Below are 26,456 nucleotides of genomic sequence, written 5' to 3'. Positions count from 1 at the left end.
TACTGCACTCGGGAGGGTGTGGGAGAGTAGGACACCGCCGGACTCAACGTGAACAGTAGGCCCACCCCTGCGGGGGTGGGCCTACTGCCGTTTACCGACCTTTTCGACGCCGTGGATGACCACTCGAACGCGGCCCCGGCCGGAGTTGCAATAGCACGATAGGCGCGCTGCGGCCTTTAGTGGCACATGGTGGCGTGCGGCAGCGGCGAAGCCGGGTTCGGACGTTGCGCGTTTGGGGACGGCGGACGAGGCGTACGGAAAAAGGGGTTAATGCCTTTTCTGCGCCGCGTCCCGGATGCTGCGGAGCAGGGTGGCCGCGGCGGCTTCCGGTTGGTTCGGGAACATGGCTACGGCGAGCGAGCCGTGGTCGGCCCAGCCGCACACCGCGAGCGCGCCGTCGTCGGACTTGGTGGTGCCACATTTCATCGTGCCGCCCAAGCGGCCGGCGTCGACCTTGTGGAGGCCGGTGACCGCGCCCTGCTTGTCGGAGATCAGGCCGAAGGCGTTGTCGAGCTGGGCGTCGGGGCTCCAGATGGTGGCGGTGCCGCCGAAGAACAGGACGTTGTGGCCGGCGCTGTCGGCGTAGACGGCGCCCACGGTCTGCTTGAGGTTGATCTCGGCGTCGAGGGCGGTCTGGAGGTAGACGGCGGTCTGCTGGCCGTTGTCCGAGGTGTCGAGCCGCAGGGTGCCGATCTGGTCGGGGGTGCTGAGCGTGGCGTCCTTCTGCGTGCCGATCTGCCAGCCGGCGTAGCCGAGCGTGCCCAGGCCGGCCAGGGCGATCACCAGCAGGGCCAGCAGGACGACGCGGCGGATCGGGGAGTGGCGCTTCGGCTCCGCCTGCTCGCGGCCCTGGTCACCGTTGGGGGTGAGATCGAACGACTCGCCGATCTCGATCGGGCGGGCTTCGTCGAACTGGTGGGGCGCTTCGGACATCGGACGAGCCTAGCAACGCTTATCCACAGAAGGAGGTGCGAATTCCCGCTTCGAATTCCACCTCCGTAGACTTGTCGGGTGACCGATGCAACGGAGACCCGCACCCCCGACAGCCGGCCCGCCGGTGAACTCTCCGCCCAGTACCAGCCGGGCGAGGTAGAGCAGCGGCGGTACGAGACCTGGGTATCGGAGGGTTACTTCACGGCGGACCCGAAGAGTGACAAGCCCGCGTTCTCGATCGTCATCCCGCCGCCCAACGTGACCGGCCAGCTGCACGTCGGGCACGCGCTCGACCACACGATCCAAGACGCGCTGAGCCGCCGGAAGCGGATGCAGGGCTTCGAGGTGCTGTGGCTGCCCGGCATGGACCACGCCGGCATCGCCACGCAAAACGTCGTCGAGCGTCAGCTCGCCGGGCAGCAGCTGTCCCGCCACGACCTGGGCCGCGAGAAGTTCGTCGAGAAGGTCTGGCAGTGGAAGGCCGAGCTGGGCGGTGCCATTCTCGGGCAGATGCGCCGGCTGGGCGACTCCGTCGACTGGAGCCGGGAACGGTTCACGATGGACGAGGGCCTGTCGCGGGCCGTCCAGACGATCTTCAAACGGCTGTATGACGACGAGCTCATCTACCGGGCTAACCGCATCATCAACTGGTGCCCGCGCTGCCTGACCGCGCTCAGCGACATCGAGGTGGAGCACACCGACGACGACGGCGAGCTGGTGTCGATCCGCTACGGCGACGGGGCGAACGCGATCGTGGTCGCCACCACCCGGGCCGAGACGATGCTCGGCGACACCGCGGTGGCCGTGCACCCCGACGACGAGCGCTACAAGCACCTGATCGGCACCGAGGTCGAGCTGCCGCTGACCGGCCGCCGCATCCCGGTCGTGGCCGACGAGCACGTCGACCCGGCGTTCGGCACCGGCGCGGTCAAGGTGACCCCGGCCCACGACCCCAACGACTTCGAGATCGGCCAGCGGCACAACCTGCCCACGATCACGATGATGGACGAGCGTGCGGTGGTCACCGTGCCCGGCCCGTTCGAGGGACTCGACCGCTACGAGGCGCGACCCGCGATCGTCGCCGCCCTGCGCGAAGAGGGCCGGATCGTCGCCGAGAAGCGGCCCTACGTGCACTCGGTCGGGCACTGCTCGCGCTGCGAGACGACGGTCGAGCCGCGGCTGTCGCTGCAGTGGTTCGTCAAGACGGCCCCGCTGGCCCGGGCGGCCGGCGACGCCGTGCGCGACGGCCGGGTGGCTATCGAGCCGGCCGAGCTGTCCAAGCGCTACTTCGCCTGGGTCGACAACATGCACGACTGGTGCATCTCGCGCCAGCTGTGGTGGGGTCACCGCATCCCCGTCTGGTACGGACCGGACGGTGAGGTCGTCTGCGTCGGCCCCGACGAGCAGCCGCCGGCCGGCTTCCGTCAGGACGACGACGTGCTCGACACCTGGTTCTCGTCCGCACTGTGGCCGTTCTCGACCATGGGATGGCCGGCGCAGACCGCGGAGCTGGAGAAGTTCTATCCGACCAGCGTGCTGGTCACCGGCTACGACATCCTGTTCTTCTGGGTCGCCCGCATGATGATGTTCGGGCTCTACGCGATGGACGGCGTCCAGCCGTTCAACGTGATCAACCTGCACGGCATGGTGCGCGACGGCCGCGGCAAGAAGATGTCGAAGTCGTTCGGCAACGTGGTCGACCCGCTCGACTGGATCGAGCGGTATGGAGCCGACGCCACCCGGTTCACGCTGGCCCGCGGCGCCAATCCGGGGTCGGATGTTCCGATCAGTGAAGAGTGGTGCCAGGGGTCGCGGAATTTCGCTAACAAGCTCTGGAATGCGACCCGGTTCGCCCTGCTCAACGGCGCTCGCTCTTCGTCTCTCCCCGACAAGTCAGACCTCTCGGCCGTCGACAAGTGGATCCTGTCCCGGCTGCAGCATGTGATCGGCGAGGTCGACGGCTATTTCGCGTCCTACGAATACGCCAAGGTCTGCGACACTCTCTACCACTTCGCGTGGGACGACGTCTGCGACTGGTACCTCGAGCTGTCGAAGCCGGTCCTCTCGGCGGGCGGCGAGACCACGCGGCGGGTGCTCGGGCACGTGCTCGACCAGCTGCTGCGCCTGCTGCACCCGGTGATGCCGTTCGTCACCGAGGAGCTGTGGATCGCCCTCACCGGCGGCGAAACGGTCATGAAGGCGTCCTGGCCGGCCGCCGACCCGGCGCTGGTCGACGACGCGGCCGAGGAAGAGCTCGCCGCGCTGCAGAAGCTGGTCACCGAGGTGCGGCGGTTCCGCTCCGACCAGGGGCTCAAGCCGAGTCAGCGGGTCAGTGCGGCCCTCACCGGCCTCGGCAACGTCGGCATCGACACCCACGAGTCACTGATCCGCTCCCTGGCCCGGCTCGACCGGCCGTCCGCCGACTTCACCGCGACGGCGACGCTCGCGGTGACCGGTGGCATCACGGTCGACCTCGACACCCGCGGCACGATCGACGTGGCGGCCGAGCGGGCCCGGCTCGAGAAGGACCGGGCGGCGGCCGAGAAGGAAGCCGTCCAGACCCGGGCGAAGCTCGGCAACTCGGCTTTTGTCGCGAAAGCACCGGAAGCGGTCGTCGCCAAGATGAAGGACCGCCTGGCGGCCGCCGAGTCCGACCTGGCGCGAATTGCGGCGGCCCTCGAAGCGTTGCCAACAGCATGAGCGACTACAACGAGGTGACAGCCGCGCTCGACGGGCGCGGCTTCACCCGCATGGCTTTCGACATGCAGAAGATCCGCGACCTGATGGACGTGCTGGGCAGCCCGCAGCGGGCCTACCCGGCGATCCACCTGACCGGCACCAACGGCAAGACCAGCACGGCCCGCATGATCGACGCGTTGCTGCGGGCGCACGGCCTGCACACCGGGCGATACACGAGCCCGCACCTCGAGACGGTACGCGAGCGCATCAGCCTCGACGGCGAGCCGATCTCCGAAGAGCAGATGGTCTCCGTTTATCAGGAAGTCGCCCCGCTCGCCGATCTGATCGACGCGAGGAACTCGGAGCCGCTGACGTACTTCGACATGACCACGGCGATGGCCTATGCGGCGTTCGCCGACGCGCCGGTCGACATCGCGGTGGTCGAGGTCGGGCTCGGCGGCGAAGAAGACGCGACCAACGTGATCGACGCCGGGGTGTGCGTGATGACCCCGATCGGGCTCGACCACACCGAGTGGCTCGGCGACACGATCGAGGACATCGCCTGGGCCAAGGCCGGCATCATCCACAAGGGCGCGACGGTGATCACGGCGCTGCAGACCGAGGACGCCATGCGGCCGATCCTCGAGCGCTGCGCCGAGATGGGCGCGACCCTGGCCCGCGAAGGCCGCGAGTTCGGCGTGATCGAGCGCACCCAGGCGGTCGGCGGCCAGGTGCTGCGGCTGCAAGGGCTGGGCGGCCACTACGAGGAGGTCTTCCTGCCGCTGTTCGGTGCCCATCAGGCACAAAACGCGGCGCTGGCCCTGGCGGCGGTCGAGGCTTTCCTCGGCGCAGGCGCCGGGAAACAACTTGAGCTTGAGCTCGTACGCGAGGGCTTCGCGCAAGTGGACTCCCCGGGCCGCCTGGAACGGGTCCGTAGCGCGCCGACGATCCTGCTCGACGGCGCCCACAACCCGCACGGGATGGCGGCGACGGTGGCCGCACTCGAGGAGGAGTTCTCGTTCCGGCACCTCGTCGCGGTCGTCGCGGTGATGGCCGACAAGGACGTGTCGGGGCTGCTCGACCTGCTCGAACCGACCGCGGCCCGGATCGTGGTGACGCAGAACAGCTCGCCGCGCTCGATGCCGGTCGAAGAGCTGGCCCAGGTGGCGACCGACATCTTCGGCGAGGATCGAGTGACGGTGGCACACAACATGCCGGACGCGATCGAGGAGGCGGTGGTGATCGCCGAGGAGGACGCGTCAGGCGAACTCAGCGGGGTCGGCGTGCTGATCACCGGCTCGGTGGTGACGGTTGCCGACGCGCGGAGGCTGCTGAAGCGATGACTACCCCTCCCACCCCATCGGGCGCGCCCCCCGACGACGAGGAGGCGCCACGGTCGGGACTCCGCAATCCGGCCGCGGCGGTCCGAGGGCTCGGGGCGGCAACGCTCGGGCTCGAAGGGATCGTGCTCCTGCTGGCGATCCAGCCCATCCGGATCATGGGCGGCCATCTGAGCGGGTGGGGGATCGGCACGGTCGTCGCGCTGGCGGTGCTGTGCTTCCTGCTGACCGGCATGATGCGGCGGTCGTGGGCCTGGAGCGCGGGCACCGTCCTGCAGGTGCTGTTGCTGGCCAGCGGCTACTTCCACTGGTCGCTGACCCTGGTCGGCGCCATCTTCGGGGCGGCCTGGGGCTACGCCCTGTACGTGCGGCGGTCGATCCTCGGCTGAACCGCCCCGGCCGTTGCCGGCCGGGGCAGTGACGTCAGCGGATGGCGCGCCATTGAGTGATGGCGATGTTGTGGCCGTCCGGGTCGAGGAAGGTGGCCGACCACAGTTCAAGCCGGTCACCCCGGTTGACCGGGCGCGGGGCGTGGAGGAACTCGACACCCTTCGACCGGAGCTCCTCGTAGATGGCCTCGACGTCGCCGACCTCCAGATTGAGGTAGATCAGGCGGCCGGCCTCCGACGAAAGGCCGTCGACAGTACGCAAAACCAGGCGCGTGTCGCCGGACGCCAGCACGGCACTGCCCGCGCCACTGTCGATCACGAAGAAGCCGAGCAGGTCCCGGTAGAACACGATCGACCGGTCCAGGTCGGTGACCAGAATCGTGATGCCGACGCCGTGAATGGCTCCGGCCGGTCCCGGGCGCGCGCTCGGGTACGCGGTGATCAGGTCGTCGGCCCGCTCGTCCGGCTCGGTGCCCTGGGTCAGGTCGGCCCACGGGCTGCCCTCGGCCCGAGATTGCCCACTCCGAGCCGGCCCGGCACCTGCTGCGCCTGTTCTTTCCGCGGTGCTTGCGCCTGCTGGGGTGCTGGCGCTTGCTGGGGTGCTGGCGCTTGCTGGGGTGGTGGCGCTTGCTGGGGTGCTGGCGCCTGCTGCGAACCCTGCGCCTGTTGCGGCGCCTGCTGCTGCCGCGGCGCCGGCCGCTGCCGCAGTGGGAACCGCCTCATCAGCTGCGGAAGGGCCTGCGGACGAGGGCTGGGCCGCGGTGGGGGCGGCGGTGACCGGCTCGGTCGGAGTTGTCGGCTCCGGGTGGACGCTGGGCAGCTGGACGGTGTTGGCCGTGCCCGTTGTCCGCTCGGCCGGCGTCGGCACGGCGACTGACCCGGCTCCGACAGCGTCGGCTGCTGGGTCGGCTGGGGGTTGGGCTGGGAAGGCTTGGGTTGCCGCTGGGTCGGTTGCGGGCTGGGCTGGGAGAGCTTGAGTTGCGGCCGGGTCGGCTGCGGGTTCGGCTGGGAAGGCCTGGGTTGCCGCCGGGTCGGTCGCGGGCTGGGCTGGGAAGGCCTGGGTTGCGGCCGGGTCGGCTGCGGGTTCGGCTGCGAAAGCCTGAGTTGCCGCCGCGTCGGTTGCGGATTGGGCTGGGAAGGCCTGGGGTGCGGCTGGGTCGGCGGCGCTTTCCGAGGTTTCGGTGGACCCACGCGAAGCTGCCGGGTCGACGGTGGAGGTTGACTCGCGGGCGGCGGTGGCCGGATCTTCGGAGGTTGCGGGGGGCGGCTCCGGCGCTGGGTCGGTGTGGTCCTGGGTGTGGGCCAGGCGCTTGACGGCTGCTACGGCGGCGCCGACTGCGGCGGCTGCGCCTGCCACTACGGCGCCGGCGCCGTGTTTGGGGGGCTCGCCGGGCGCGGGCTGGGTCTCGAAGGACTCGGTGGGCACGGTGGATTCGTGGGCCGCGTTTGTGGCGAAGCGGGTGGAGGTTGTGGGGTCGGTCGTGCGGGAGGCGGGTGACTCGGGCCTCGACCAAGGGCTGGAGGACTGGGCTGTGGGGGAATCGTCCGGCTGGGCCGCTGGGTCGGTGGTCATTGCCGGGGACACCCGCTGGGGCGGCTCGTAGGCGGTGGGGGCCGGAGGGGCGGCCGCTCCGGCCGTTGGGGACTGCTCGGGGGTCGGCGGGACGGGCTCGGCGGCCGGCGGGATGGGCTCGGGGGACGAGACGATCGGGTCGTCGGCCGGTGGGGGTGCGATCAGGTCTTCGGCGCGGGCCTCGGCGGCCGCGGGGGTGGACTCCGGGGGGAGGTCGGGGTCGGCGTCCAAGGGGAGGTCGATCTCGTCGTCGCGCACGGCGTCCGGAGCGGTGGGGCGCTGGCTTGTGGGTTCCGGCGCGGTCGGTCGTGGGGCCGTCGGCTGCGGTGCGGTGGGGTAGGACGATGTCGGCGAGGGGGTTGGGGCCACCCGGGTCGGTTCGGGGTGGGGACGCGGAGAAGGCCGGGAGCCTGCTGTGTCTGTCTGCTCCGCCGCGTCGGGGGACTCCGGGGTCGAGCCGGTGCGCTGCGACGGGGCCGAGCGGCGGCCCGCGATGTAGGCGGCCCCGGCTGCGGCCGCCGCGCCGGCCGCCTCGGCGAATCGCCGGCCCACGCCGGGGCTCTCCTCGGGGGCGGCCTGCTCGGCGTCCGGCTGGGGCCGACTGGGTTCGGCGGCCCATGCCGACCCGGCCATATCTGTGCCTCGCCCGGGTTTGGGGGAGCCGTTGCCCTCTTCGGTGGCACGTGTGTCCTCACCCGGCAAGTCGGTCGCCTGGGCGGCACCCGACGCAGGGTCGGCCTCGCCGGGCGCGTCGGTGGGCTGGGTGGGGACGGGCGCTGGGGCGGCCGGTGCGGTTCCGGATGTGCCGGTGGCGCGGGTGGTGTCGGCCTTGCCTGGCTCGTTGGTGGGTTGAATGGGGGCGGCCCCTTGGGTGGCTGATGCGGCAGCGGGTGTGCCCGTGGCGCGGGTGGTGTCGGTGGGGGTGGATGGCTCGGTGGTCGCGGTGGGGGTGGATGGCTCGGTGGACTGGGTGGGGTGGCCCGGCTGAGGGGAGTCGGGGTCATCCAGGGGGATGTCGGTGAGCAGGTCGTCGTCGGGGTGGGGGGAGCGCTGGGCGGGTGGGGGAGGGGGTGGGGTGAACGCGTCGCGGGTTTGGGTTGCGGTTGGGGAGTGGGACGGCGCGCCTCCGGAGGGCCGGTGGGAAGACCCGGCGTAGGTGGCCGTGCGGGGGTCGGCCGTCGCGGTGGCCGTGCCCTGGTTTCGGGGGTGGGGGCTGGGGCGGTGGCGGGATGTGGCGGCGCCTGCCGCGGAACCGGATGCCGCTGCGGCGGCTGTGCCTCCGCTGGACGACGGGCCTGTGGCGGAGGTGCCGGGTGCGGAGGCGGACGGCGGCGTCGAGCTCGGAGAGGCCGCGGGCGACGGATATGGGGCTGCGGGCGACGGATAAGGGGCGCCGGGCGGCGGGTTGGCGGCCTCGGGCGGCGGGTTCGCGGCGTCGGGCGATGGGGTGGCGGCGTCGGGCGGCGGGTTCGCGGCGTCGGGCGGTGGGGTGGCGGCGTCGGGCGGCGGGGTGTGGGCGCCGGATGGCGGTGCCGGAGCTGCGGAGTCGGCCGGAGGTGTTGGACTCGTGCTGCCCGGGGACGGTGCTGGGCCTGCGTGGTTGGCCGGAGAGGAGTGGCCTCGGGGCGCTGCTGAAGGCGAGTGGCTCTCGGGGGAGGGTGCCGGCTCGGGCGGGGGTGGGTACGTCGTGCTGCCGGGTGGCGGGGGCGGGGGGTAGTCCGGGTCGGGGTTGGCCGGGTCGCTGGCGGCGCCGGCCTGGTCGGCCAGGTCTTCGCGGGCGGCTCGGCGGGGGAGGGGCATGTCGTCGGCCGGGTCGACCAGTTCGCCCTCGACTATGCGGCCCTCGGGGGTGTCGCGGACCACGACCGTGTCGGCTGGGCGGTCCCAGTCGTCGGGGCGGGTCTGCCACGGGGGTGGGGCCACCTCGCCCAGCAGGTCGTCGTCGAGTTCGTCTTCCGGGTCGCCGTAGTCGACCGTCTCGCGGGCGGCGGTCGCGGGGGGCGGTGGCGGGTCTTCGCCGGTGAGGCGGCCGCCCGCCTCTTCCCAGTTGATTTTGACGCGGCGCATGTCGTCGACGTCGACCGTGATCGGGAGGGTGTCGCCGATGACCGGCCACTTGGCGACCGGGACGCGGGGGTCGCGGATGGTCACCTCGGAGGTGGGCAGGCCGGGGGCGACGATGACGGCCTGGATCTCGGCGCGGCCGTAGACCGCCGAGGACGAGGTGGGCGGCGGGGAGACGGCTTGGACGTCGGCGTTGCCGGCGACCCAGGCGCGGGCGCCGCGGCGGACCACGTTGACCATGCCGAGGGCGATCGACAGGGCCAGCAGGGCGATGCCGAAGACGACGACCGCCCAGCTCATCATGCCTATGCCGAAGACCGTCAAGAAGGCCGCGATCGTGCCCATGACCAACGCCACCAGCTTGCGCGCCGGGGCGATGGGACGGCCGGCCTGGTTCGCCACTGTGGACCTCCTGGTTGTTCCCGTCAGGTTATTGCCCGGTCGACTCTTCGCGAAAGTGCGGCAGTCCCGGTGTTAGCGCTCGCCCGATTTCCGGTACCGATAGGCTGACTACCGCGTGTCGCCCCTTCCCCAGGAGGATCTTTCCGTGTCCAGCTCCACCGAGCGCTCGCTCGTGCTCCTCAAGCCGGATGCCGTCCGTCGCGGTCTGCTCGGCGAGATCCTGTCCCGGTTCGAGCGTAAAGGCCTGGTCGTCGAGGCGCTGGTGCTGCGCACGATGGACGCGGAACTCGCCGATCAGCACTATGCCGACCACGTCGAGAAGCCGTTCTATCCGCCGCTCAAGGAGTTCATGACCAGTGGCCCGCTGGCCGCGCTGGTGCTCTCCGGCGACGACGTGATCGAGGTGGTCCGGGCGATGATCGGGTCGACCGACGGGCGTAAGGCGGCGGCCGGCACGATCCGTGGCGACTTCTCGCTGTCGAATCGCGAGAACCTGGTGCACGCGTCGGACTCTCCCGAGAGCGCGAAGCGTGAGCTGGAATTATGGTTTCCGGGCATGTAGCCGGGGCCGGTAGAGTTGTAATGCTCGCAGGCTATGAACCGGCCATCACCGGGGAGCCTCCGGAAGAACGGGCGCCGGGAAACCACGGAGCCTCACTAGATCCGGGCGTCACCGGCGCGCGCACCACAGCCGGGCAATGAGCGGGCGGTCGTAAGGCCGCCAAGCGAGGTGGTACCGCGGGCGTGCGCTCGTCCTCGCAGTTTCGTGAAGAACTGCGAGGAGCATGATGGCTTACCCGAAGCACAGCGATGCCACCGGCGTGCCGGCCAGCCCGGATCTGCCCGCCGTCGAGCGCGCGGTTCTCGAACACTGGGCGGCCGACCGGACCTTCGAGGCGTCGGTCGACGCGCGTCCGGCCGGTGAGCGGGGCGCCAACGAGTTCGTGTTCTACGACGGCCCGCCGTTCGCCAACGGCCTGCCGCACTACGGTCACCTCTTCACCGGCTACGTCAAGGACGTCGTCCCGCGCTATCAGAGCATGCGGGGCAAGCACGTCGAGCGCCGGTTCGGGTGGGACACCCACGGGCTGCCGGCCGAGGTGAAGGCCGAGAAAGAGCTCGGCATCACGACCAAGGCGCAGATCGTCGAGCTGGGCATCGACAAGTTCAACGAGGCCTGCCGCACGTCGGTGCTGGCCTACACCAAGGACTGGGAGCGCTACGTCACCCGGCAGGCCCGCTGGGTCGACTTCGGCAACGACTACAAGACCCTCGACCCCGGTTACATGGAGTCGGTCATGTGGGCGTTCAAGACGCTGCACGACAAGGGCCTGGTCTACGAGGGTTTCCGGGTGCTGGCGTACTGCTTCCGGTGCGAGACCCCGCTGTCCAACACCGAGACGCGGATGGACGACGTCTACCGCGACCGGACCGACCCCGCGCTGACCGTGACTTTCCGGTTGGAGACGGGTTCATTGCCGGAGGCGGTAACAGACGGTGCAGACATCGCGGTCTGGACTACCACGCCGTGGACGCTTCCGTCGAACCTCGCGCTGGCGGTGGGTCCGGACATCGAGTACGCGGTGCTGGAGAAGGACGGCCACAAGCTCATCGTCGGGGCTTCGCGCGTCGCCGCGTACGGGAAAGAGCTGGAAGGCTATGAGCAAGTCGCGGCAGTGAGAGGAAGGGATCTCGCGGGCCGGCGTTATACGCCGATGTTCGCCCATATGCCTTGGCAACAGAGCCTCGTCGAGCAGGCCGGGCCGAACGCCTTCCAGGTGCTGGCGGCCGACTATGTCAGCGACGAGGACGGCACCGGCGTCGTGCACCAGGCCCCGGCGTTCGGCGAGGAGGACCAGAACGTCTGCAACGCCGCCGGCATCCCGACGATCGTGACCGTGGACGAGCACACCCGGTTCACCTCGATCGTGCCGACGTGGCAGGGCCTGCAGGTCTTCGAGGCCAACAAGCCGATCACCGCTCTGCTGAAGGAGAAGGGCGCGGTGCTCAAGCAGGAGGGCTACACGCACTCCTACCCGCACTGCTGGCGCTGCGACACCCCGCTGGTCTACAAGGCGGTGTCGTCGTGGTTCGTCGCGGTGACGAAGTTCCGGGACCGGATGGTCGAGCTCAACCAGGAGATCACCTGGACGCCGGCCCACATCAAGGACGGCTCGTTCGGCAAGTGGCTGGCCAACGCCCGCGACTGGTCGATCTCGCGCAACCGGTTCTGGGGTTCGCCGATCCCGGTGTGGAAGTCGGACGATCCGCAGTACCCGCGGGTCGACGTGTACGGGTCGTTCGAGGAGCTGGCGAAGGACTTCGGCGTCGAGATCACGGACTTGCACCGGCCGTACGTCGACGAGCTGACGCGGCCCAACCCGGACGACCCGACCGGCCGGTCGACGATGCGCCGGGTTCCGGAGGTGCTCGACTGCTGGTTCGAGTCGGGGTCGATGCCGTTCGCCCAGGTGCACTACCCGTTCGAGAACAAGGACTGGTTCGAGCACCACTACCCGGGTGACTTCATCGTCGAGTACATCGGTCAGACGCGCGGCTGGTTCTACACCATGCACGTGCTGGCGACCGCGCTCTTCGACCGGCCGGCCTTCCGTAACTGTCTGAGCCACGGCATCCTGCTGGGCGACGACGGGCGCAAGATGTCGAAGTCGCTGAGCAACTATCCGGACGTGTACCGGGTCTTCGACACGTACGGCTCGGACGCGATGCGCTGGATGCTGATGTCGTCGCCGGTGCTCCGGGGTGGGGACATGGCGGTCACCGAGACGGCGATCCGTGACTCGGTGCGCCAGGTGCTGCTGCCGCTGTGGAACGTCTGGTACTTCTACAGCCTCTACGCCAACGCCTCCGGCTATGAGGCGAAGTTCCGGACGGACCAGACGCACCTGCTCGACCGGTATGTGCTGGCGAAGACCGCCGAACTCGTCGAAGACGTCCAGAAGCAGATGGACGAATATGACATCTCGGGCGCGGCGGGTACGGTGCGCGACTACCTCGACGCCCTCACCAACTGGTATGTGAGGAGGTCCCGCGACCGCTTCTGGGCCGGCGACGAGGACGCGTTCGACACCCTGGCCACCGTGCTCGAGACCCTCTGCCGGGTGGTGGCGCCGCTCGCGCCGCTGACCGCCGAGGAGATCTGGCGCGGCCTGACCGGCGGCCGCTCGGTCCACCTGACCGACTGGCCGTCCGGCGACGCCTTCCCGGCCGACCACAAGCTGGTCGACGAGATGGACGCGATCCGCGACGTCGCCTCGGCCGCGCTGTCGCTGCGCAAGGCCCGGGCCCTGCGGGTGCGCCTGCCGCTGGCCGGTCTGGTCGTGGCCACCGCCGAGGCCCCGGCCCTGGCCGGCTTCGCCGATCTGCTGAAGGACGAGGTCAACGTCAAGGACGTGGTCTTCACCGACGACGTCGCCGCGTACTGCGAGCAGGTGCTGACCGTGGTCCCGCGGGCCCTCGGCCCGCGGGTCGGCAAGCAGGTCCAGGCGGTGATCAAGGCGGTCAAGGCCGGTCAGTGGGAGCTCGTCGACGGCGCGCCGGTCGCGGCCGGGGTCACGCTGCAGGAGGGGGAATACGAGCTGAAGCTCGTCGCCGCCGACACGGCGAACTCGGCCCCGGTGGCCGGTGGCGCGGGCGTGGTCGTGCTCGACACCGCGGTCACCCCGGTGCTGTACGCCGAGGGACTCGCCCGGGATGTCGTCCGGGTCGTCCAGCAGGCCCGGCGCGAGGCCGGCCTCGACGTCTCGGACCGGATCACCCTGGTCGTCGCGGCGTCGCCCGAGGTGCGGGCCGCGGTCGAGGCGCATGGCGAGTTCGTGGCCGGCGAGACGCTGGCGACGTCGGTGACCTTCGGCTCGGACGAGGGCTTCGCCGGTGAGGTCGGCGACGGCGAGCAGGTCACGGTGGCGGTTACCCGTACGGTGTGAGTGGCGCGACCGGCGCTCGGACATTTGCCGTCTCTGCGGTGAATGTCCGAGCGGCGACCCGAGATGGGCAGGGACTTCCGGCGTGCGGTCGGATAACCTCATGCCCGCCCCCCACCATTTGCACTTCCCGCTCCGGAGGAACCCGCGTTGCCGCTGCTCTACTCGATCGGCAAGGTCACCGTCGGCCCTGCGCTGATGCTCGGCTGGCGGCCGCACGTCGAAGGACGCGAAAACATCCCCAAGACCGGCGGCCTGATCTTCGCCGGTAACCACCTTTCGGTCGCCGACGAGCTCTTCCTCGGCGCGTCCGTGCCGCGGCACATCGCCTTCTGGGCCAAGTCCGACTACTTCACCGGCACCGGGTTCAACGGCTGGTTCTCCCGCACGATCCTCAACGGGCTCGGCGCGATCCCGGTCAACCGCGGCGGCGGGCGGGCCGCGCTCACCGCGTTCGACGGCGCGATCCCGGTGCTTCAGGGCGGCGACTGCGTCGCCGTCTACCCCGAGGGCACCCGCTCTCCGGACGGACGGCTCTACCGCGGGCGTACGGGGGTGGCCCGTCTCGCGGTCGGCGCGGGTGTCCCGATCATTCCGGTCGGCACGATCGGCACCGAGCGAGTGCAGCCGATCGGCCAGCCCTATCCGATGCCGTTCCGCGGCAAGATCACGATCAAGTACGGCAAGCCGATCGACACGACCGGCCGGGCCGACGACCGCACCTCGCTGCGCGCCCTCACCGACGAGGTGATGGCCGAGATCCAGAAGCTGACCGGGCAGGAATACGTCCCGCGTTACGCGCCGTCCAAGAACGCGTCGCCTCCGGACGCCTAGGCTGTCGCTATGGAGACGGTGACCTCCCGTGACGGCACGGCGATCGCGTTCCACCGGACCGGTGACGGCCCGGCGGTCGTGCTGTTCGCGGGGGCCCTGGGCACCCGCGGCGGCGGCCCCGGGCAGCTCGAGGTGCTGCTCGCCTCGGCCGGGTTCACCGTGTTCGGCTATGACCGGCGCGGGCGCGGCGACAGCGGAAACACCCTGCCCTACGCGGTCGAGCGCGAGGTCGAGGACCTCGAGGCGGTGATCGGGGCGGCCGGCGGGTCGGCGTACGTCTTCGGCATGTCCTCCGGCGGCCAGCTGGCGCTGCGGTCGGCCCGGGTGCTGCCGCAGATCCACAAGCTGGCGGTCTACGAGCCGCCGATCATCGTCGACGACTCCCGGGAGCCGCTGCCGGCCGACTATGTGGACCGGCTCGACGCGGCTTCGCCCGGCGAGGCGCTGACCATCTTCATGACCGACGCGATCGGGCTGCCCGGCCCGGTTCTCGACCAGATGCGCGGCGGGCCGCTGTGGCCGGCGCTCGAGGGGGTCGCGCACACGCTGGCGTACGACGGGCGGGTGGTCGGGGAGACCATGTCGGGTCACCCGCTGGGCGCCGAGTGGGGTGACGTCGCGGCGCCGGTGCTGGTGGTGACCGGCGGGGCGAGCGACCGGTTCATGCGCGACGGCGCCGACGCCCTGGCCGGGGTGCTGCCCAACGCGTCGTGTCAGGTGCTCGACGGCCAGGACCACAACGTCGATCCCAAGGTCCTGGCCCCGCTGCTGATCGATTTCTTCCGCGGTTAGACCCGGTTCACAGGTTGGGGATTCCCCCCGAGGGCTTCGCGATGCCCGGGGTCAGGACGGCGCCGCGGAGCTGGGCGACGAGCTGGGCGCTCTCGTCGAGCGAGCGCCGGGTCAGCAGTACGGTCGCCAGGCTGCCGTGATCGGCCCAGGCGCACACCACGACCGCTTTGCCTTCCGTCCGGCCGACCCCGCACTCCTCGTGGACGCCGAACGCGCCGGTGTCGAACGACTGCACGTCGCCGAGGCTGAACTCGTCGGAGAGCCGGTCCAGTTCCGTCCGCACGTCGCGGGCCGGGTCGAGCCGCCAGCCGGTGACTCCGAAGACGGTGATCCGCTTGCCGTCACCGTCGCCGTAGATCCCGGCGAACGTCTTGCCGCCCGCGTCGCGCAACTCGTCGGCCAGCTTGGCCGCCGCCGCCTTGCTGCTGTCGTCGTTGCGTTTGTTGAGGTCGAGGAACGAGTCGGGCAGGACCGCGTTGACCGGATATTGCCGGGCGTCCGGGAAGTTGAGGTAGGCGAGCGGGAGGCCGCAGCAGCAGAGCAGCCCGAAGAGGCCGAACAGCGTGAACCGGCGGCCCCAGTGGCGTTTGCGGCGTCGTGGGGGCGGTAGCGGGCGCTGCGGCGGCCGCTGAATCCAGGGCGGCGGGGGTGGCAGCCCCTTGACCTGCTCGCTCGCGGTCGCCGGGCGCCGGACACGGGTGACCGGCTGGTTTGTCGGGGCCGGCTGCTTCGGCTTGCGGCCCCAGCGGCTCTTCTTCGGAGGGGCCGGGGGCGCCGGCCGCTGGGCCGCCGGGGGCGGCGCGGCCGGAGCGGGGGCCGCCGGCGGACCGTCGATCCTGGTCTGGGCCGGCCGGTCGAGCCGGGTCGGCGGCAGCGGTGGCTCGGGCGGCAGGGCCGCGGCGGGATCGCCGCCCACTGGATCGCCGCCCACTGGATCGCCGCCCAGCGGATAGGGATCCCACGGCGTGTCCTGGTCGGCCCACGGGTCGACCGGCGGCATCGACGCCCAGTCGTGGGGGTCCACCGCGGTGGGATCGCGTTCCTCCGGCGCGGAAGGCGCGGGCGGCGCGGGCGGCGCGGAAGGCGCGGCCGTGTCCTCGCGGGCGAACCGGGCGGCCCGCCGCGAGTTGCGGGACTTCTTCGGGCCCGGTTGTGGCACCGCCGCCGATCCGCTCCAGCGCTCCGGCGCGGTCGCGGTCGGGGACTCGCCCGCGGCGGCCCGGGTCTCGTCTGGTTCCCCCGCTGCCGGCTCTTCGTCGCCCGGCTGCTGGTCAGCCATCCGTCGATCTCCTTAGCTGCCCCGGTGAGGGCGTCTAGGGCCAGGTTAGAGCGGGTGTGCCAGCGGTTCCCGGAACCGGGGGACCGAAAACCGGACCCAAATGCCGGACAACGAGGGCGATGTGCCAGACGCCGGGGAGCCGTATGGTTACCCGGACATGAGAACGACACAGAGAAATGCCGTCACGTTGACCGGGAATCCACTCGGTCCGCCGATGGTGTTCGCTCACGGTTATGGCTGCGACCAGAACATGTGGCGTTTCGTGGCTCCGGCCTTCGCGGACACTCATCGGCTCGTTCTTTTCGACCACGTCGGCAGCGGCAAGTCCGACTTGTCGGCCTACTCCGACGACCGTTATGCGAGCCTCGACGGCTACGCCGATGACGTCCTCGAGATCCTGCACGACAACGATCTGTCCGACGTGATCTTCGTCGGCCACTCGGTGAGCGCCATGATCGGCGTGCTCGCGGCCGTCCGGGAGCCGGAGCGCTTCGCCAGGCTGGTGTTGATCGGCCCGTCCCCGCGCTACATCGACGCGCCGGCCGAGGAATACACCGGCGGTTTCACGCGAGCCGACATCGACGCGCTGCTCGATTCCCTCGACAGCAACTATCTGGGCTGGTCGAGCCAGATGGCGCCGGTGATCATGGGCAACGCGGACCGGCCCGAGCTGGGCCAGGAGCTGACCAACAGCTTCTGCCGCACCGATCCCGAGATCGCCAAGAAATTCGCGCGGGTGACGTTCCTCTCCGACAACCGCGACGACCTTCTCAAGCTGCACACCCCGGCACTGATCCTGCAGTGCTCGGACGACGTCATCGCGCCGGCCTTCGTCGGTGACTACGTGCACGAACACACCCCGGGGAGCACCCTCGTGCGGCTGAACGCGACCGGGCACTGCCCCAACCTCAGCGCACCGGAGGAGACTGTCGACGCCATCAAGGCCTGGCTCTAGAAGCGAAGCGGATCGTGAGTGACTCTGGTGGGCCGGACGTGACTCAGGAGCTGCGGCTGCCCTGGGACGACGATCCCGACGACCTGTACGAGCATGCCCCGTGCGGCTACCTCACCACGCTCCCCGACGGGACGATCGTCAAGGTCAACCAGACCTTCCTGAGCTGGACCGGCTATGCCCGCGGCGAGCTGATCGGCCGTCGCCGGTTCCGCGACCTGCTCAGCGCGGGCGGGCAGATGTTCCACGAGACCCACTACGCGCCGCTGCTGCGCATGCAGGACGACGTGCACGAGATCGCGTTCGACGTGGTCTGCTCCGACGGCCGTGAGCTGCCCACCCTGGTCAACTCGCGGCTCGGCCGCAGCGAGTCCGGGCACCCCCGGGCGATCCGCACCACGGTGTTCAACGCGACCGACCGGCGGCGGTACGAAAACGAGCTGCTCACGGCCCGCCGCACCGCCGAGGAGTCGGAGCAGCGCGTCCGCGTACTGCAGCAGATAGTGGCCGACCTGGCCGCCGCACCGACCGAGGCCGAGGTGGCCGAGGCCGTCCTGCGGGCGCCCGAGCCTGCCTTCGGGGCCGTCAGCACCAGCATCTATCTGATCGACAGCGAGCGCGACGAGATCATGGCGGTGGCTTCGACCGACCCGACGACCGGCAACTGGACCGACATGCCCCGGTCCTCGTCGCGGGCTGTGGCCCGGGTGGCCGAGCGCGGCGACCTGCATGTGGTCGGCTCGCTCGCCGAGGCCGAGCAGCACTTCCCCGACCTGGCCGAGACCATGCGCCGGTCCGGCCGCAACACGGTCGTGCTGCTGCCGCTGACCACCGGCCCGGCCGACGAGCAGGGCCTCGCCGAGACGCTGGGCGTGCTGGCGTTCAGCTTCACCGAGGAGCGCCGCCTGACCGACAACGAACTGCGGGTCGTGCGGCTCCTCGGCCAGCAGGCCGGCCAGGCACTCGACCGGGCCCGGCTGTACGACGAGGAGCGCCGCCGGGAGGACCGGATCACCTTCCTGGCCGAGACGACCCGGGTGCTCGACGAGAAGCACCGGCTGCTGCCGCGGGCCCGCCGGCTGGTCGAGCGGCTGGTGCCCGCGATCGCCGACTGGGCCGACGTGCGACTGCAGGTCAACGCCCTGGTTCTCCAGGAGCACGCGGGCGCCCCGGCACCCGACGCGGGCCTGCTCGCCGACCGGATCGCCACGGTGGCGGCCAGCGGCGCGCCCGCCTTCCCGTCCGAAACCGACAAGCTCGACTGCGCGGTGCTGCCGCTGACCGCCCGCGGCCGGGTGCTCGGCACGCTCGCGCTGCGGACGGTCGACTCGCGCCCGGGCGACCCGACCGAGCGGATCTTCCTCACCGACCTGGCGTACCGGGCCGGGCTGGCCCTGGAGAACGCCCGGCTGTACGAGCAGGAGCGGCAGATCGCCCGTACGCTCCAGCGCAGCCTGCTCGCCAGCGATCTGCCGCGCGGTGACTCCCGGTTCGTGGTCGAGACCCACTACCAGGCGGCGGCTCAGGATCTCGAGGTCGGCGGCGACTGGTTCGACGCCTTCCTGATCACCGTCGACAAGCTGGCCGTGGTGGTCGGCGACGTGGTCGGCCGGGGCATCGAGGCCGCTACCACGATGGGCCAGCTGCGCAGCGCGGTCCGCGCCCTGGCCTCGGCCTCCGAGGGCCCGGCCCGGCTGATCGAGGGCCTCGACCGGTTCGTCGACCGGGTCGAGGCGGCCCGGATGGCCACGGTCGCCTACGCCGAGATCGACCTGACCACCGGCGACCTGACGTACGCCTGCGCCGGCCACCTGCCGCCGCTGCTGCACGAGCCGACCGGCGGCCCCGCCTACCTGATGCAGGGCCGGTCGGCGCCGCTCGGCTCGCGGGCCGGCGACACCAAGCGCACCGAGCACCGGCAGCGGCTGCGCGCCGGCAGCCGTCTGCTGCTCTACACCGACGGGCTCATCGAGCGCCGCGCCCGCTCGATCGAGAAGGGCTTCGAGGTGCTGGCCCGCGAGTTCGCCCGCCGCCGGGACGCCCCGCTGCCGGGCCTGACCGCGGGGCTGGCCGACACGCTGGTCGGCCGCGACCACGCCGACGACGTCTGCCTGCTCTGCCTGACCCTGGGCACCGAGGAGCGCATCGAGCGGTCGATCGGTGCCGACCGGGTGCAGATCGCGCTGCTGCGAGCCGATCTGCGAGGCTGGCTCGACGCCCACGAGGTCGACCCGGTCTGCCGCGACGCGGTGCTGCTGGCCTGCTCGGAGGCGGTCGCCAACGCGATCGAGCACGGTTATCGCGACGACCCGTTCGGCATGATCGACGTGACCGCGACGGTGACCGCCGACTCGGTCGAGGTGCGGGTCAGCGACCACGGCGTCTGGCAGGGCCCGGTGGCCGACGTGTCCCGCGGGCGCGGCCTGCAGATCATCCGGCAGTCGATGGACCAGGTCATGTTCGATCGCAGCGACGGCACCACGGTGACCATGCGGCGGAAGCGGGAGGACGCTTGATGGCGGCGGCGACGGATCAGTGGGTCACCTTCTCCCGCCTCGGCTCGGCCGAGCTGGTCCGTCTCACCGGCGAGATCGACCTGGCCAACGCGCACGACATCGGGCGCGCGATCGCCCGGCACACCTCGGCGGCCGGCGCGGTGCTGATCGACCTGACCCGGGTCTCGTTCCTCGACAGCGCCGGGGTGCGGCTGCTCGACGCGCTGGCCGGCGACATGAGCCAGAGCGGCACCCCGTTCCGGTTGGTCGTGGGCGATCGGGGAGCGGCCCGGATCACGCTCACGTTGTGCGCGTTTCGCGATGATTTGCTGGCCACCGACCTGGACCGGGCCGCGGCGGAGCTGGGGAGTTAGTCCGCGTACCCTGGACTCCCATGAGCGTGAGTTCCGTCTTCCCGCAGCTCGAGCAGCTGCTGCCGCGGGTCAGCAAGCCCATCCAGTACGTGGGTGGCGAGCTCGGCGCCGTCGTCAAGGACTGGGACGCCGCTTCCGTGCGCTGGGCCCTGATGTACCCGGACGCCTACGAGGTCGGCCTTCCCAACCAGGGTGTCCAGATCCTGTACGAGGTGCTCAACGAGCAGCCCGACGTGCTCGCCGAGCGGACGTACGCGGTCTGGCCCGACCTCGAGCAGCTGATGCGCGAGCACGGCGTCCCGCAGTTCACCGTCGACGCCCACCGCCCGGTGCGCGCGTTCGACGTGCTCGGCGTCTCGTTCTCCACCGAGCTGGGTTACACCAACCTGTTCACCGCCCTCGACCTGGCCGGCATCCCGATCCTGGCCGCCGACCGCACCATGGATGACCCGGTCGTCCTCGCCGGTGGGCACGCCAGCTTCAACCCGGAGCCGATCGCCGACTTCATCGACGCCGCCGTGCTCGGTGACGGCGAGGAGGCGGTGCTGGAGATCTCCGGCATCATCCGGGAGTGGAAGGCCGAGGGGCGCCCGGGCGGCCGCGACGAGCTGCTGCTGCGCCTGGCCCGCACCGAGAGCATCTACGTCCCCCGCTTCTACGACGTCGACTACCTGCCCGACGGCCGCATTCAGCGCGTCGTGCCCAACCGGCCCGACGTCCCGTTCCGGGTCGCCAAGCGCACGACGATGGACCTGGACGCCTGGCCGTACCCGAAGAAGCCCCTGGTCCCGCTGGCCGAGACGGTCCACGAGCGGTACGCGGTGGAGATCTTCCGCGGCTGCACCCGGGGCTGCCGCTTCTGCCAGGCCGGCATGATCACCCGCCCGGTCCGCGAGCGGTCGATCACCACGGTCGGCCAGATGGTTCGCGAGGGGCTGGAGTTCTCCGGCTTCTCCGAGGTCGGCCTGCTCTCGCTGTCGAGCGCCGACCACTCCGAGATCGGCGACATGTGCTCCGGCCTGGCCGAGCAATACGCGGGCACCAACGTCTCGCTGTCGCTGCCGTCGACCCGGGTCGACGCGTTCAACATCGATCTGGCCCAGGAGCTGTCGAAGAACGGGCGCCGCACCGGCCTGACCTTCGCTCCGGAGGGCGGCTCGGAGCGCATCCGCAAGGTCATCAACAAGATGGTGACCGAGGAAGACCTGATCCGGACGGTCGTCACGGCGTACACCAACGGCTGGCGGCAGGTGAAGCTCTACTTCATGTGCGGCCTGCCGACCGAGACCGACGAGGACGTGCTCCAGATCGGCCGGATGGCCCATGAGGTGATCAAGGCGGGTCGCGCGGCGGCCGGCACCAAGGACATCCGCTGCACGGTGTCGATCGGCGGGTTCGTGCCCAAGCCGCACACCCCGTTCCAGTGGGCGGCGATGGCGCGTCCCGAGGTCATCGACGCCCGTCTCCAGATGCTCAAGCAGGAGATCAACTCGGACCGTTCGCTGGGCCGGGCGATCGGCTACCGCTATCACGACGGCGAGCCGTCGCTGATCGAGGGGCTCCTTTCCCGGGGCGATCGCCGCGTCGGGGCAGTGATCCGGCGCGTCTGGGACAAAGGCGGACGTTTCGACGGCTGGAGCGAGCACTTTTCCTACTCCCGCTGGACCGAGGCGGCGGCCGAGGTCCTCCCCGGCTTCGGCGTCGACCTCGACTGGTTCACCACCCGCGAGCGCGACCAGGCCGAGGTGCTCCCCTGGGACCACCTCGACTCCGGGCTCGACAAGGACTGGCTCTGGCAGGACTGGCAGGACTCCCTCAGCGAATACGAGCAGGACGACTGCCGCTGGACCCCGTGCTTCGACTGCGGCGTCTGCCCGTCGATGGACACCGAGATCCAGATCGGCCCGACCGGCAAGAAGCTGCTCCCCCTGACCCCGGTGAACAACCTGCGGGTCCCCGCTTAGGAGAAACGACATTCCGCCCAAGAATCAGCCCGTCGGCGGCCAGGCCCCGGTCGTCCAGCGGATCCGGATCCGCTATGCCAAGCGGGGCCCGCTGCGCTTCACCTCGCATCGCGACTTCGCTCGCGCCTTCGAGCGCGCCTTGCGGCGCGCGGCGGCGCCCATCGCGTTCTCGCAGGGCTTCACCCCACACCCCAAGATCTCGTACGCGAGTGCCGCTCCCACCGGAGTCGGCAGCGAGGCGGAATACCTGGAGATCGGGCTGCAGACCGAGGTCGACCCGGAGGAGTTGCGCGTCGCCCTGGACGCGGCCCTCTCGCCCGGGCTCGACGTGCTCGAGGCCGTGGTGGCCGGCGAGGGCAGCCTGGCCGACCGGATCGACGCCTCGAGCTGGCTGATCGAGCTGCCCGAGGTCGAGCCGGAGACCGCCCGGCAGGCCGTCGAAGCCTTCCTCGCCGCCGAGGAAGTGCTGGTCGAGCGCATGACGAAGCAGGGCCGGCGGTCCTTCGACGCCCGGTCGGCAGTGATCCGGCTCTCGCTGAAAGAGCAGTCCGACCTACCTAGCGGGGCGGACGCCGCACCGTGTGCGATAATTGACCTCGTCGTACGGCAGGTCACACCCGCCGTTCGGCCCGATGACGTCCTCTCCGGCCTGCGCGTGGTGGCCGGCCTGGAGCCGCCGGTCCCTTCACGGGTCACCCGGCTGGCCCAAGGCACTCTCACCACCGCGGGAGATATCGTCGATCCGTTGGAAGCGGATCGCGCATCTCTTCCTTCCGGGATCTGAGACGCCGTCGGAGGTCGCCTGCTTGGCAGTGGGCGTCCCGCTGGCAGACTTCGGCCGCTCGTCCGAACCTTCGGTCGGGCCCGAAAAACTTGCGGCGACCCTGCGTGGCAGCGTTCCAACGCGCCCGGGGCCGCCAGAACTGGAGAGCGCCCCATGCTCGATAACGAGCACCCGGTCAACCCGGGCGAACAGGGCGGCGAGCCGGACGGGATTTCCACCCCGTCCGACGAGACCGCCGAGAGCACCACTACCCCTGCGCGGCGCACCCGCGCCACCCGCCGCAAGGCGGCCGCGCCGCCGCCCGAACCCCCGCTCGACGCCTCCGGCGACGTGAGCAGCGCCGACGCGGGAGTCGTGGCCATCGGCCGCGCCTCTGTGCCGTCGGCCGCCGACGCCGGCGCCTCGGCCGCCAGCGCCCCGGCCGCCGGCGCCCCGGCCGATAGCGCCGACGCCGAGGTGCCGACCAGGCCGGTCAAGGCCGCCCGCAGTCGCCGCAAGGCCACTGCTCCCGCCGCTGCCTGGGCCGCGTCCGCCGAGGGCGCAGCCGCGAGCACTGACATCGCCGCGAGCACTGGCACCCCAGCGAATACTGGCACCGCCGCGAGCAGCGACACCGCCGCGAGCACCGACGTCGCCGCGAGCACCGGCGCCGAGGGTGCCGCGGCCGCCGCGGAGAAGCCGGTCAAGGCCACCCGCAGCCGCCGGAAGAAGGCGGCCGCGGCCGCCGTTCCGGCGCCGGCCGACGAGGTACCGGGCGCCGACCAGCCGCTCGTCGAGCAGACGACGCCCCCGACTCCGGTCGAGCCGGCCGGGGTCGACCGGCCCGACAGCGAGCGCGTCACCGCCGCTCGGACGGCCGCGACGCAGACCAGCGCCGCGCCCGAGGCGGCCCTGGCCGAGGACGAGCCGGACGAGGAGGAGGCCGCCGAGGGCGCCCCCATCGTCGCGGTCATCCCGCTCGACGACGACTTCGTCGAGGAACAGCCCACCTCGCGTACGCGCAGCCGCCGGGCCGCGCTGCCCCCGGCCGTACTCTTCATGCCGCCGGACCCGGCCGAGGCCGAGGCCGCCGCGGCTCCGGTGAGCCGCCGCCGTCGCCGTGGCGCGGCGGCCGAGGAGGCTCCGGCCGAGGTCGAGACGCTCGCCGAGGCGCCGGTCGCCGAGGTCGCCGAGCCGGTCGAGGCCACCCGCCGCAGCCGTCGCCGTCGCCGGGGCGCCGCGGTCGAGGAGCCGATCGAGGCCGAGGCCGTCGACGCGGTCGAGACCGACGAAGAGCCGGTCGACGAGGCCGACGAGTCGGCCGACGACGTCGAGGAAGGCATCGACGACGACTCCGAGGACGACCTGGCCGGCGGGCGTCGCCGCCGTCGCCGGGGCCGCCGGGGCCGGGGTCGTGGCAAGGGCCCGGCCGACGAGGGCGAGGGAGACGAGGGCGACGAAGCTGTCGCCGCGTCCGAGGGCGACGGCGAGCCGGAGTCCGAGGAGGACGAGGAGTCCGACGAGGGCGACGGGGTCACCCGGCGTCGCCGGCGTCGCCGCCGCAAGGGCTCGAGCGGCGACGGCGAGACCGGCGGCATCGAGGACGGCGTGCACACCGTCGTGCGGGTGCGCGAGCCGCGCCGCAGCGACGAGGTGCAGGGCGTCTCCGGTTCGACCCGGCTCGAGGCCAAGCGCCAGCGCCGCCGGGACGGCCGCGAGCAGCGCCGCACCCGCCCGCCGATCCTGAGCGAGTCGGAGTTCCTGGCCCGCCGCGAGGCGGTCGACCGGGTCATGGTCGTGCGGCAGAAGTCCGACCGCACCCAGATCGCGGTGCTCGAGGACGGCATCCTGGTCGAGCACTACGTCGCCCGGGCCACGTCCGGCACGATGGTCGGCAACGTCTACCTCGGCAAGGTGCAGAACGTGCTGCCGAGCATGGAGGCGGCGTTCGTCGACGTCGGCCGGGGCCGCAACGCGGTGCTCTACGCCGGCGAGGTCAACTGGGACGCCACCGGGCTCGAGGGGCGGGCCCGCTCGATCGAGCAGGCGCTGCGCTCCGGCGACTCGGTGCTGGTGCAGGTCACCAAGGACCCGATCGGTCACAAGGGCGCCCGGCTGTCCAGCCACATCGCGCTCTCCGGCCGGCACCTGGTCTACGTGCCCAACGGCAACGCGTCCGGGATCAGCCGCAAGCTTCCCGACAACGAGCGCAAGCGGCTCCGCGACATCCTCAAGAAGATGGTGCCGGACGGCGCGGGCGTGATCGTGCGTACCGCGGCCGAGGGTGCGAGCGAGGACGAGCTGGCCCGCGACGTGAAGCGGCTGCAGAGCCAGTGGGAGGAGATCCAGCGCCGGGCCGCCGAGGGCCACGCGCCGGCCGCCCTCTCCGAGGAGCCCGATCTGGTCATCCGGGTCGTGCGGGACCTCTTCAACGAGGACTTCCGCGAGCTGGTGGTGCAGGGCGACCAGGCCTTCTCCGAGGTCGAGAGCTACCTCAACTCGGTGTCTCCCGACCTGATCGAGAGGCTGCACCGCTACACCGGCACCGGCGACGTCTTCGCCGACAAGCGGATCGACGAGCAGATCCTCAAGGGCCTCGACCGCAAGGTGTTCCTGCCCTCGGGCGGCCACCTGGTGATCGACCGGACCGAGGCGATGACGGTCGTCGACGTCAACACCGGTAAGTACACCGGCGCGGGCGGCAACCTCGAGGAGACGGTCACCCGTAACAACCTCGAGGCGGCCGAGGAGATCGTGCGTCAGCTGCGGCTGCGTGACCTCGGTGGCATCGTGGTCATCGACTTCATCGACATGGTGCTGGAGAGCAACCGCGAGCTGGTGCTGCGGCGGCTCACCGAGTGCCTGGGCCGCGACCGGACGAAGCACCAGGTCACCGAGATCACCTCGCTCGGCCTGGTGCAGATGACCCGCAAGCGGATCGGTTCGGGCCTGCTCGAGGCGTTCAGCGAGACCTGTGACCACTGCAAGGGCCGCGGCGTGATGATCCACACCGAGCCGGTGCCCGAGAAGCGGTCCAACGGCGCGGCGGCGACCCAGGTCAAGGCGGTCGCGGCGGCTCCGCGTATCGAGCAGCAGCAGCCTCCGGCGGCGGCTCCGGCGGCCACCTCCGGCCGGTCGCGGCGGCGGCGTGGCGGCGGCACCGAGCAGGTCGAGACCCCGGTCGAGGCTCAGGTCGAGGCTCGGTTCGAGCCCCAGGTCGAGGCTCGGTTCGAGCCCCAGGTCGAGGCGCCGATCGAGGAACCGGTCGAGGTGCTCGAGACGCGGCACGACGGGGAGGACCCGATGGCGATCGCCGCCGACCTCCCGCCCGTGCTGGGCTCGGGCATCGTCTCGGCGGCCGTCAGGTCGGCGCCGGCCACCGACGACAGCGCCGACGAGTACGACATCAGCGGGTACGACCTGTCGCGTTACGAGTCGCCGGCCTTCGAGGAGCCGGACGATGAGCCGGACGAGGAGCGCGAGCCGCTGCGGCTGGTCGGCTCCGACGACCCGGACGCGGCCGAGGACGACGACGAGGAAGAGGACGACGAGGCGGTCGGTGCCGGCGCGGGTAACCGGCGGCGGTCTCGCCGGAGCGGGACGCGGCGGCGCACTCGCCCCTGAGCGGTACGGGGAGCGGTTCGGCAAAGAAAGTTAACTGCCGGGCCGCTCCTCGGCT

Annotated in this window: 16 protein-coding genes; 13 read left to right on the top strand and 3 right to left on the bottom strand. The window is 71.3% G+C overall.

Annotation, left to right across the window (positions count from 1 at the left end):
* Window positions 1–267 precede the first annotated feature (267 nt).
* Complete coding sequence (locus AB0M88_RS10840; protein WP_364098724.1) at window positions 268–933, bottom strand: hypothetical protein; 666 nt, start codon at window positions 931–933, stop codon at window positions 268–270.
* Window positions 934–1,011: 78 nt separating this feature from the next.
* Here AB0M88_RS10840 and AB0M88_RS10835 point away from each other — a divergent pair, with 78 nt between their 5' ends.
* From AB0M88_RS10835 to AB0M88_RS10825, 3 genes are read left to right on the top strand one after another with little or no spacing between them, the layout of a single operon-like run.
* Window positions 1,012–3,633: a valine--tRNA ligase gene (locus AB0M88_RS10835; RefSeq protein ID WP_364098721.1), complete on the top strand. Its 2,622-nt coding sequence runs from the start codon at window positions 1,012–1,014 to the stop codon at window positions 3,631–3,633.
* Window positions 3,630–4,955, top strand: coding sequence for a folylpolyglutamate synthase/dihydrofolate synthase family protein (locus AB0M88_RS10830; RefSeq protein ID WP_364098718.1), 1,326 nt, complete (start codon window positions 3,630–3,632; stop codon window positions 4,953–4,955). The genes AB0M88_RS10835 and AB0M88_RS10830 overlap by 4 nt, the downstream gene beginning before the upstream one ends.
* A complete protein-coding gene (locus AB0M88_RS10825) occupies window positions 4,952–5,341 on the top strand; it encodes a DUF4233 domain-containing protein (RefSeq protein WP_364098715.1) in 390 nt (129 codons plus the stop codon). Before AB0M88_RS10830 ends, AB0M88_RS10825 begins: the two co-directional genes overlap by 4 nt.
* A 34-nt stretch (window positions 5,342–5,375) precedes the next feature.
* Here the strand turns inward: AB0M88_RS10825 and AB0M88_RS10820 are convergent, their stop codons facing one another.
* Window positions 5,376–9,380 (bottom strand): VOC family protein, encoded by a 4,005-nt coding sequence (locus tag AB0M88_RS10820; protein ID WP_364098712.1) that lies wholly within the window; start codon window positions 9,378–9,380, stop codon window positions 5,376–5,378.
* A 145-nt stretch (window positions 9,381–9,525) separates the two neighbouring features.
* Between AB0M88_RS10820 and ndk the strand changes: the two genes are divergently transcribed.
* From ndk to AB0M88_RS10800, 4 genes are all read left to right on the top strand, one after another.
* Window positions 9,526–9,942: a nucleoside-diphosphate kinase gene (gene ndk, locus AB0M88_RS10815; RefSeq protein WP_364098710.1), complete on the top strand. Its 417-nt coding sequence runs from the start codon at window positions 9,526–9,528 to the stop codon at window positions 9,940–9,942.
* A gap of 226 nt (window positions 9,943–10,168) precedes the next feature.
* Complete coding sequence (gene ileS / locus AB0M88_RS10810) at window positions 10,169–13,327, top strand: isoleucine--tRNA ligase (protein ID WP_364098746.1); 3,159 nt, start codon at window positions 10,169–10,171, stop codon at window positions 13,325–13,327.
* Between the two features lie 147 nt (window positions 13,328–13,474).
* Entirely contained in the window at window positions 13,475–14,158 is a 684-nt protein-coding gene (locus AB0M88_RS10805) for a lysophospholipid acyltransferase family protein (protein ID WP_364098708.1), read from the top strand.
* 9 nt (window positions 14,159–14,167) lie between these two features.
* The gene (locus tag AB0M88_RS10800) at window positions 14,168–14,950 is read left to right on the top strand and encodes an alpha/beta hydrolase (protein ID WP_364098705.1); all 783 of its coding nucleotides are present in this window, start codon (window positions 14,168–14,170) and stop codon (window positions 14,948–14,950) included.
* Between the two features lie 7 nt (window positions 14,951–14,957).
* Here the strand turns inward: AB0M88_RS10800 and AB0M88_RS10795 are convergent, their stop codons facing one another.
* On the bottom strand, window positions 14,958–16,229 hold the full coding sequence (locus tag AB0M88_RS10795; RefSeq protein ID WP_364098703.1) for a hypothetical protein: 1,272 nt from the start codon (window positions 16,227–16,229) through the stop codon (window positions 14,958–14,960).
* Between the two features lie 214 nt (window positions 16,230–16,443).
* Here AB0M88_RS10795 and AB0M88_RS10790 point away from each other — a divergent pair, with 214 nt between their 5' ends.
* The 6 genes from AB0M88_RS10790 to AB0M88_RS10765 all read left to right on the top strand — a co-directional run bounded on the left by AB0M88_RS10790 (window position 16,444) and on the right by AB0M88_RS10765 (window position 26,401).
* Window positions 16,444–17,184 carry an alpha/beta hydrolase gene (locus AB0M88_RS10790; protein WP_364098700.1) on the top strand — a complete coding sequence of 247 codons (741 nt, stop codon included), beginning with the start codon at window positions 16,444–16,446 and terminating at the stop codon, window positions 17,182–17,184.
* Between the two features lie 14 nt (window positions 17,185–17,198).
* Window positions 17,199–19,697 carry a SpoIIE family protein phosphatase gene (locus AB0M88_RS10785; protein ID WP_364098697.1) on the top strand — a complete coding sequence of 833 codons (2,499 nt, stop codon included), beginning with the start codon at window positions 17,199–17,201 and terminating at the stop codon, window positions 19,695–19,697.
* Window positions 19,697–20,050: an STAS domain-containing protein gene (locus tag AB0M88_RS10780; RefSeq protein ID WP_364098694.1), complete on the top strand. Its 354-nt coding sequence runs from the start codon at window positions 19,697–19,699 to the stop codon at window positions 20,048–20,050. The genes AB0M88_RS10785 and AB0M88_RS10780 overlap by 1 nt, the downstream gene beginning before the upstream one ends.
* A gap of 20 nt (window positions 20,051–20,070) precedes the next feature.
* Window positions 20,071–22,014, top strand: coding sequence for a TIGR03960 family B12-binding radical SAM protein (locus tag AB0M88_RS10775; RefSeq protein ID WP_364098691.1), 1,944 nt, complete (start codon window positions 20,071–20,073; stop codon window positions 22,012–22,014).
* A gap of 67 nt (window positions 22,015–22,081) precedes the next feature.
* Window positions 22,082–22,798, top strand: coding sequence for a TIGR03936 family radical SAM-associated protein (locus AB0M88_RS10770; RefSeq protein WP_364098743.1), 717 nt, complete (start codon window positions 22,082–22,084; stop codon window positions 22,796–22,798).
* A 153-nt stretch (window positions 22,799–22,951) separates the two neighbouring features.
* Window positions 22,952–26,401 (top strand): Rne/Rng family ribonuclease, encoded by a 3,450-nt coding sequence (locus tag AB0M88_RS10765; protein ID WP_364098688.1) that lies wholly within the window; start codon window positions 22,952–22,954, stop codon window positions 26,399–26,401.
* Window positions 26,402–26,456: the final 55 nt, after the last annotated feature.

This window comes from Actinoplanes sp. NPDC051411 (assembly GCF_040682075.1).
GTDB lineage: Bacteria > Actinomycetota > Actinomycetes > Mycobacteriales > Micromonosporaceae > Actinoplanes.
The sequence above is the reverse complement of the archived record's forward strand: the minus strand, read 5'-3'. Positions and strand labels throughout refer to the sequence as shown.

What these genes read in the sequence shown, in the direction of transcription:
- AB0M88_RS10840 (WP_364098724.1), bottom strand. Translation starts at nt 933, where the DNA reads ATGTCCGAAGCGCCCCACCAGTTCGACGAAGCCCGCCCGATCGAGATC.
- AB0M88_RS10830 (WP_364098718.1), top strand. Translation starts at nt 3,630, where the DNA reads ATGAGCGACTACAACGAGGTGACAGCCGCGCTCGACGGGCGCGGCTTC.
- AB0M88_RS10825 (WP_364098715.1), top strand. Translation starts at nt 4,952, where the DNA reads ATGACTACCCCTCCCACCCCATCGGGCGCGCCCCCCGACGACGAGGAG.
- ileS (WP_364098746.1), top strand. Translation starts at nt 10,169, where the DNA reads ATGGCTTACCCGAAGCACAGCGATGCCACCGGCGTGCCGGCCAGCCCG.
- AB0M88_RS10800 (WP_364098705.1), top strand. Translation starts at nt 14,168, where the DNA reads ATGGAGACGGTGACCTCCCGTGACGGCACGGCGATCGCGTTCCACCGG.
- AB0M88_RS10795 (WP_364098703.1), bottom strand. Translation starts at nt 16,229, where the DNA reads ATGGCTGACCAGCAGCCGGGCGACGAAGAGCCGGCAGCGGGGGAACCA.
- AB0M88_RS10790 (WP_364098700.1), top strand. Translation starts at nt 16,444, where the DNA reads ATGGTGTTCGCTCACGGTTATGGCTGCGACCAGAACATGTGGCGTTTC.
- AB0M88_RS10780 (WP_364098694.1), top strand. Translation starts at nt 19,697, where the DNA reads ATGGCGGCGGCGACGGATCAGTGGGTCACCTTCTCCCGCCTCGGCTCG.
- AB0M88_RS10775 (WP_364098691.1), top strand. Translation starts at nt 20,071, where the DNA reads ATGAGCGTGAGTTCCGTCTTCCCGCAGCTCGAGCAGCTGCTGCCGCGG.
- AB0M88_RS10765 (WP_364098688.1), top strand. Translation starts at nt 22,952, where the DNA reads ATGCTCGATAACGAGCACCCGGTCAACCCGGGCGAACAGGGCGGCGAG.